This is a genomic window from Paenirhizobium naphthalenivorans, assembly GCF_007992095.1.
GTDB classification, from domain to species: domain Bacteria; phylum Pseudomonadota; class Alphaproteobacteria; order Rhizobiales; family Rhizobiaceae; genus Allorhizobium; species Allorhizobium naphthalenivorans.
In genome coordinates, this window is record NZ_BJZP01000055.1 from 1 (window position 1) to 7,224 (window position 7,224).

The following is a 7,224-nucleotide window of genomic DNA, read 5'->3' on the forward strand; positions in this document are numbered from 1 at the left end:
CCATATATGCTATCCACCCTCGAACGGCGGTATGCCCGACGTGGTGCTTTACCCAATAATCGACGTTGCCGTGACAACCGCCGACCTCCGGTTCCCATCCATCGAATCCGGCATCATACTTGACGCTAACGAAGGATGCGGTCACACTTCTCGCACATAGATCGCGCTCGTATTCCTCTCGCGTCATGGCAACCTTCTTATAGATGAGAACAGAGGGCAGCATCTCATATATTCAGTGCGTTGGCACCATCTGGTCGAGGTCGTAGGTTCGGTTCCTTTCAAGGCGCAGGAGATCTGCCCGACTGATACCATGACAACACACGAGAAGTTTTCGCCGATTCAGTAAAGGTGGGATCAAGGTGATTTGGACGCGGAGCCTAGCATGTGGTCAGTCTCTCCTTCGGCCAGCAATCGTCGGTGGAGCTGGTTGATTGCGCGTTGGAAGACTGCCGGATCGTCCAGCGCTCTGGACAGAACGATTGCTCCTTGAATAGCGAGAACGGCGTCTTCCGAGAGCAGACGGGCCTGCTCAGCGTCACGGCCTTGCCGAATGAGAGCTGATTGTAGTGCGTCTACCCAAGCCACGAAGTAACCCCGGATCGCCTGTGCGAAGAGGTCTCGCGTGTTGGCGACAGCCAAGGCACCGACGAGACAGACGCGCTTGCCCGATCTGAAGTAGTTCGCAGTTTCATCGAGCATTGTCACGATTGCGGCGTCAGCATCGTTCCCGTCTCGCAGGGGAGAATAAACGTAATCTTCAAACCATTGCTCGATCTCGGCGAGCACAGCCCGGACCATCACCTCCTTCCCATTCGGGAAGAAGTGGTACGGGCTACCCTTGCCCAGGCCAGTGGCCTTGCCGATCAAGGCAAGGCTCGCACCTTCGTATTCATGCTCGCGAAAAACTTCGGCCAGGGAGGCGATGGCGTCGGATCTTTCAGCGACCATGCGGGCCATGATCAGAGGCCCAGATCGCTGAGGCTGGGATGGTCATCCGGACGACGGCCGAGCGGCCAATGGTACAGACGATCACTTTCAGCGATCGGCATTTCGTTGATGCATGCGTGGCGGTGCGCCATCAGGCCGTCCTCTGCAAATTCCCAGTTCTCGTTACCATATGCGCGGAACCACTGCCCGTTGTCGTCGCGATATTCGTAGGCGTACCGTACAGCGATGCGGTTGCCGGTGAAAGCCCAGAGCTCCTTGATGAGCCGGTATTCGTGCTCCCTGTTCCACTTGCGTGTCAGAAATGCCTGAGCGTGTGGTCGGGCTCGATCTGCCGGGTGGCGGTCGTGAGAGAGGGGCGCGGGCCCCCCTCCCATGTTTTTCATCGACCCGAGATGGCTGCGGCACGGATCACCCATGCGGGATCAGGTTCAGCCCTTGATGAAGGCCAGCAGATCCTCGTTCAGGACGTCGGCATTGACGGTGAGCATGCCATGCGAGAAGCCGGAATAGGTCTTGATCTGACCATTCTTCAGAAGCTTGATCGACTTCCTGGCGGCATCGGCAATCGGCACGATCTGGTCGTCTTCGCCATGCAGTACCAAGGTCGGAACAGAGATTGCCTGCAGGTCTTCCGTCTGGTCGGTTTCGGAGAAGGCCTTGATGCCATCGTAATGGGCCTTAGCGCCGCCCATCATGCCCTGACGCCACCAATTCTGGATCACGCCTTCCTGCACCGTGGCGCCCTCACGGTTGAAGCCGTAGAACGGGCCGGCCGGAACGTCGCGGAAGAACTGCGCACGGTTGTCGGCAAGTGCCGAGCGGAAACCGTCGAAGACTTCGATCGGCAGACCTTCCGGGTTTGCGACGGTCTTGACCATCAGTGGTGGGACAGCCGAGACGAGAACGGCCTTGGCAACGCGGCCGGCCTTCTGGCCATGCTTTGCTACATAGCGGGCGACCTCGCCGCCGCCTGTGGAATGGCCGATATGGACGGCGTTCTTCAGGTCTAGCGCCTGGACGACGGCGAAGGCGTCGGCCGCGTAGTGATCCATGTCGTGACCGTCGGCGACCTGGGCAGACCGGCCATGGCCACGCCGGTCATGGGCGACGACGCGATATCCCTCTGAGAGGAAGAACAGCATCTGCGCGTCCCAATCGTCCGACGACAACGGCCAGCCGTGGTGGAAGACGATCGGCTGCGCGTCCTTCGGACCCCAGTCTTTGTAAAAGATTTCAGTGCCGTCCTTGGTTGTTACAAAGCCCATGTCGATATCTCCTTGCGATGAACTGTTGGTGGAAGAGTTGTGTGAGAAGGCGAGCTCCGGAATGCTCGCGCTGGCAAGTGCGATGCTTCCGATCAGTACGCTGCGCCTCGAAACGAAAAACCTATCTGTATCGGATGCCATTGCATTTCTCCTGTCGCGCTGTGTTTGCGAATTCCGTATTTGACAAAGAGAAGGTATCGCCATCTCTTGGCGGAAACACGTGGCGTAAATGACTTTATCCGAGGCAAAAGTGGCAAAATGCAAAGACGCTGATTTCGTAGAGGTGGGATTGCTGGTCTACCCGGACTGCCAGTTGGCTGCCGTCTATGGATTGACCGATCTGTTTCGCGTCGCCAGCGACTGGTCGACGGATCTGCAGACGCCGACAAGTCGCCGCACCATCCGCGTCAGCTACTGGAAGATGGAGGACGGGAATGTGTCCTGCACATGGGATTCGCTTCCCGGACTTCCGCATTCTCTAAGCTACATAATTGCGCCGCCGAGCATCGTCATGCCGGAGAAAATGCAGAGCATGAGCCCCGCCTCGCAATGGCTCGCGTCCCAGCATGCGCGTGGTGTAACCGTCTGTTCGATCTGTGCCGGAGCGTTTGTCCTTGCCGAGACCGGGCTCATTGACGGCCGGCGCGCCACAACCCACTGGGCGTTTGCCGAACGGCTCGCCGAACAGTTTCCCAATGTCGACGTCTCGCCCGACAATATGATCATCGACGATGGTGACGTAATCACCGCCGGCGGCATCCTGGCCTGGGCGGATCTCGGCTTGCTGCTTGTCGAAAAGATGCTCGGGCAAGCCGTGATGCTGGAGACGGCACGCTTTCTCGTCGTCGATCCGCCGCGGCGCAGTCAAAGCCAGTACAAGGCTTTTCTTCCGCGGTTCGATCACGGCGACAAAGAAGTCTTGCAGGTCCAGCACCAGTTTCATGCGACCCCGGAACTGCAAAAGTCGATCGGCGAACTGGCAGATAGCGTGCGTCTTTCGGAACGGACACTTCAGCGGCGCTTTTTCCGCGCGACACGGCTGAAACTGACCGAATATCTGCAGAACGTCCGCATCATGAAGGCGCGGCGGTTGCTTGAGACGACAAATGGTTCCGTCGAGAGCATTGCCTGGGCGGTCGGCTATACGGACCCGGCAGCATTCCGGAAGGTGTTTGGCCGGCTGACGGGTGCGAAACCAAACGTCTATCGCGGCGATGCGCGTATTTGATCGATTCGGAGATGCGAGGCCCAGCTGATCGTCAGCCGACGATGATCATCTTCAAACAGAAGGGCCTGCTGGGGGTCGCAAATTCATTGCAATATGGGCGGCAGGGCCGATCTCTTTGAAAGTGCGGCGATTCATAAGATCTAGCTGTCAAACAATTGGCCTGTACAGATCGGTAGAGAGAGGGTTGCTAGGGCGCCCCCGCTTGGACATCAACCGCCGTCACCGCCGGAGGATCCGAGCTGTCTAGTGCGAGGGCAAGCCGCGGTGGCGCCCGTGGCGGAGGCCATATAAGCTGCGATGCGCGGCCGCGGAGCCCCGAAGAGGCAGCCCGAACGCCCAAGGCGCCGCGCTGCCCGTCAGCGTCGTCAAAACGGCTTGGTCGGAAGGTATTTGCCGTCGAGCAGTGATGACTGCTCGGGAGGCGCCTTCCGGATCTTCAACCTTTTCGATGCTCAGCTTGAAGTTGATGGCGTTAATGATGCCGTCGCCGAATTTCTCGTGGACCAGAGCCTTCAGCGTGGTCCCATACACCTGTACGATCTCGTAGAAGCGGTAGATGGTCGGGTCCGTCGGCAGACCATTCCCGATGCTGCCGCGGACCGGAACCGTCTGAAGCAAGGCAACGGCGGCGTCGTCGAGATCGAGCGTCTTGCCTACGGCCTTAGCGGCGTTCGCCGGAAGCGGATGCTGGCCGAGAAGGGCGGCGATGACGAAGGCCTCCGACAGGCCGGTGCCTTCGGTGATCTGGGCGTAAGCGCCGAGTCATTGGTACTGCTGAGCGCGGAGTTCGCCACCCGCGATCAGATCGACCGATTCTGCCATCAGCACAGTATTCAGCCCCATGTGCGGATAGAGGCCAACTCCATCAGCGCGGTGATCGAGATTGTCCGCAGGACTCAACTCTCCACACTCCTGCCCGCAACGATCGCATTTGCCCATCAGGACCTGAAAGCAATTACCCTCGATCCGGTGCTCCTGCAGCGCACCGCCGTTCTAATGCAGCGCAAAGACGCCTACCGAAGCGCTGCGACCAAGGCCTTTGTTGCGCTAGCAAAAGAGGTTGCGGCAGGATTGTAGGTGCATTGACACACCTGGCCGCTCAAACCTCTAAGCGTTGATGAGCTTGCAACTGTATCTGCCACAGTAGATCGAAATAGCGTGATTGTAGGTTTGGATCCGTTCAAGGCGGGTTAAAGCTATTCGCCTGTATTCTCCGATCCCAATGTGTCGGCTTTGTTGGCACGCGTCTGAATTTGCGCGCATCGCTCGATCAGGTGCTCGAACGGCTCGGAATCGCCGAGCAGCAAACCATCGTCGACCATTCGCTCGTAATCCACGCCAAGCGCACGGAGACCTTCTCCGGACGGTGCCAGAACGAGATTACCGCTGACGGCTGCGGCGTAGTCGATGGGCGAGCGGTCGGCCGCCTTTTCCGCAAAGAACATGGATTTGTGTTTCGCCACCGCGTTGGCAAGCTCTCGATCCTTGAATGCGACCTCGGCAAAGCCCGCATCGTCCAGCCGGACAACGTCGTGCCAGTGACGCGCAAACCGATCACCGCGGAGCCGCTCCTGTAGGCAGAAGACGTGGATCGCGGTCGCCTTCTCCCAGAACGTCCGCTCGGCGTGCATGACACGGGGACTCGCTTTCGGAAATTCGACGCCAGCGACCTGACCCGAGGCGTCGCAGTCGACATCGCGGATACTGGCCGGCTCGCCGGTCGACCGCGCGCCGAATTCGAGCATGACGCTCGGAGCGACGTAGCCGGATCCGCTGCTCACCGCTTCATAGTCCTGGTAGAGCGTATCGTCTTCGAGGCGGATTGCTGCTGGAAGAGATTGATCGCGCAGCGCGCCGGCGATAACCGGCTCAACCGACTCTGATACCCAGACCGGAAGCCGTTTTCGCACTTCGCTGGTCCAACGTTTCTCTTCGCTGCGGGTTTTCGGCAGCACCTCGTCATTGTCGCCGACCAAATCCGGCGCCAAAGCCCTGATGTCGTACGTCAGATCGACATCCTCGGAGAATCTCTTGATGGCGCCGTAAGCTTTCGAAAGCGAGGTGCCGCCCTTGAAGACGAGATGCTCGCCGAGCTTGGACGAATAGAGTGTCTGCAGCGTCCAGACGACCCAGGCATCTTTTTCGAGCAGATGAATGGGCCGTCCGGTGCGGTCGGCTGCCACGGCCAAGGCTTCGCGTCGGTCATCCTTTGACAGGGCCAGGAACAGGTCAGCCATGCGCAGCCTTTCCCACGCTTCTTGCCAGCCAGGTCGGAAACTGCGGAGCCGCCGCCAACAGCTCGCCGAACTCGTCCGGCGGCAGCTTTCGCTTGATCCTCGACAATGCTTCATCGGCCTTCTCCGGCCCAAGCCAGGCGAGCGCACGGACCGCCACGCCGGCGGGCCGATCGGCTAAGGCCAATTGCCAGCGAGGCACATGCTTGAGTTCGACCGTCTGCTTTCCAAGGCTCATCGTCCGGCTGCGGCCGGATGTCAGGTAGATGGAGCGGACGGGGACCTGGGTGGTCAGGCCCAGAGCATTCGCAGCGGCGGCGCCGTTTGAGACGATGACCTCGCCGCGTTGCTGCGCCACTGCCTCCACCGCTTGTTCAACTGTCGGCGGCCGGCTGCCAAAACGGCTTTTGACAGGCCGCATATAGATTCCGCGGCCGACCCGGACGAGCTCGCCGCGCTCGGCCAGACGCGACAGAGCCTGGTCCACGGCGGCACGATTTCCGAGATGCAAAAAGCTCTTGGCCGAAAGCGCGGATCCTTCCGGCAGGCGTTTGGCATGGCCCATGATTTGCGACGTTAGGTTTTGCATGGCATCTCTCCTGTCAGAAATATATGCGAGTTTCTGACAGTTTGCAACGGAAGGAGAAGGGCAGGGGAGCCGAGCCGCGCTGACTGAAATTTCAATCAAAATATTGGTCAGTGGTCCGCCTATCGCTCCACCCAGCGCTACTCACCTATCAGGCCATCGAACACTTCCAACATCCCATCACTGATGGCCTTGCCAAGCGCGGCTGCAGCTTTCGCCAGCGTCTCCTCGTCCATATCGCGAGCGGCCATGGCAAAAGCAGCTCCCTCGGACGTTACGATTTCCCGCGCCCGCTCGATTGCCCACAGGGCGAAGTCGCTACGATTGCTGATTTCCCCGGTTTCCATGTTTTCTCCTGCGTTGTTCGAGTGGAGGCATATACCGATTTGCCGGATGACGCAGGTGAAAGACCTGTGCCGAACACCTGTTGGCCCGCCGAAGCAAACCAATCCCGCTCTTTATGGATGGCGTCCTGGACCAGGTCCGGATCTCCGTCGATCAACCCGTTGAGGGTCCGCTAGCCAGCTGCGGCCGCTGGGCTTCGCCTCAGCGGTGATCGCGACCGTCCCTGGTCCTTTGAGGAGCCATCGAGCGGGATCGGCCCGCTCCGGACGGAGGTTTCTCACATGGCACAGGATCTTGCACTCGCTCAACGCCACGCTTTCGCACTCGCCCGCACCCTGATGGTTCCGGTCACGCTCTTCCGGTCCGGGAACGAGTTCGGGGTTCTTCCGAGCGACGAACTCGATGACGGCGAGGTCGAGACCATCGCCGAATTCGATCCCTTCGAATACGGGCCGGCTCATTGAGCCGGCTTCTCCCCTTTTCAGATGCCGCTTGCGAGCGGCAGGTGGCAAGGGAAGCTTCGCCGCGGCTAGCGCGGACGGAGGTGCCGAGGTGCAGATATGCACCTTGCCAACCGCGCCCTTGCCCCCTTTGCTCTTCGCGGCTTGCCGATCAGAG

10 protein-coding genes and 1 pseudogene are annotated in these 7,224 nt (G+C 59.8%); 3 read left to right on the top strand and 8 right to left on the bottom strand.

Annotation, left to right across the window (positions count from 1 at the left end; genetic code table 11):
- From RNA01_RS23955 to RNA01_RS22535, 4 genes and pseudogenes are all read right to left on the bottom strand, one after another.
- A partial coding sequence (locus RNA01_RS23955; protein WP_210245807.1) for a hypothetical protein occupies nt 1-223 on the bottom strand: 223 nt, incomplete at its 3' end.
- 131 nt (nt 224-354) lie between these two features.
- Nucleotides 355-957 carry a TetR/AcrR family transcriptional regulator gene (locus RNA01_RS22525; RefSeq protein ID WP_147182357.1) on the bottom strand — a complete coding sequence of 201 codons (603 nt, stop codon included), beginning with the start codon at nt 955-957 and terminating at the stop codon, nt 355-357.
- A gap of 2 nt (nt 958-959) precedes the next feature.
- Nucleotides 960-1,268: pseudogene (locus RNA01_RS22530) on the bottom strand (DUF1348 family protein); the annotation flags it as partial.
- Nucleotides 1,269-1,376: 108 nt separating this feature from the next.
- On the bottom strand, nt 1,377-2,213 hold the full coding sequence (locus tag RNA01_RS22535) for an alpha/beta fold hydrolase (RefSeq protein ID WP_147182358.1): 837 nt from the start codon (nt 2,211-2,213) through the stop codon (nt 1,377-1,379).
- A 250-nt stretch (nt 2,214-2,463) separates the two neighbouring features.
- Here RNA01_RS22535 and RNA01_RS22540 point away from each other — a divergent pair, with 250 nt between their 5' ends.
- Nucleotides 2,464-3,441 carry a GlxA family transcriptional regulator gene (locus RNA01_RS22540; RefSeq protein WP_284727958.1) on the top strand — a complete coding sequence of 326 codons (978 nt, stop codon included), beginning with the start codon at nt 2,464-2,466 and terminating at the stop codon, nt 3,439-3,441.
- A 243-nt stretch (nt 3,442-3,684) separates the two neighbouring features.
- On the opposite strand, the gene cynS is transcribed toward RNA01_RS22540, so the two are convergent.
- A complete protein-coding gene (gene cynS, locus RNA01_RS22545) occupies nt 3,685-4,185 on the bottom strand; it encodes a cyanase (RefSeq protein WP_210245808.1) in 501 nt (166 codons plus the stop codon).
- Between cynS and RNA01_RS22550 the strand changes: the two genes are divergently transcribed.
- Nucleotides 4,126-4,518 carry a LysR substrate-binding domain-containing protein gene (locus RNA01_RS22550; protein ID WP_235916851.1) on the top strand — a complete coding sequence of 131 codons (393 nt, stop codon included), beginning with the start codon at nt 4,126-4,128 and terminating at the stop codon, nt 4,516-4,518. The two genes, cynS and RNA01_RS22550, sit on opposite strands and share 60 nt — an antisense overlap.
- Nucleotides 4,519-4,637: 119 nt before the next feature.
- Here the strand turns inward: RNA01_RS22550 and RNA01_RS22555 are convergent, their stop codons facing one another.
- The 3 genes from RNA01_RS22555 to RNA01_RS22565 form a co-directional block, all read right to left on the bottom strand.
- The gene (locus RNA01_RS22555; protein ID WP_147182360.1) at nt 4,638-5,678 is read right to left on the bottom strand and encodes a nucleotidyl transferase AbiEii/AbiGii toxin family protein; all 1,041 of its coding nucleotides are present in this window, start codon (nt 5,676-5,678) and stop codon (nt 4,638-4,640) included.
- Nucleotides 5,671-6,264 (bottom strand): DUF6088 family protein, encoded by a 594-nt coding sequence (locus tag RNA01_RS22560; protein WP_147182361.1) that lies wholly within the window; start codon nt 6,262-6,264, stop codon nt 5,671-5,673. The genes RNA01_RS22555 and RNA01_RS22560 overlap by 8 nt, the downstream gene beginning before the upstream one ends.
- A 137-nt stretch (nt 6,265-6,401) precedes the next feature.
- The gene (locus RNA01_RS22565; RefSeq protein WP_147182362.1) at nt 6,402-6,608 is read right to left on the bottom strand and encodes a hypothetical protein; all 207 of its coding nucleotides are present in this window, start codon (nt 6,606-6,608) and stop codon (nt 6,402-6,404) included.
- A 279-nt stretch (nt 6,609-6,887) separates the two neighbouring features.
- Here RNA01_RS22565 and RNA01_RS22575 point away from each other — a divergent pair, with 279 nt between their 5' ends.
- Nucleotides 6,888-7,070 (top strand): hypothetical protein, encoded by a 183-nt coding sequence (locus tag RNA01_RS22575; protein ID WP_003501420.1) that lies wholly within the window; start codon nt 6,888-6,890, stop codon nt 7,068-7,070.
- Nucleotides 7,071-7,224 lie beyond the last annotated feature (154 nt).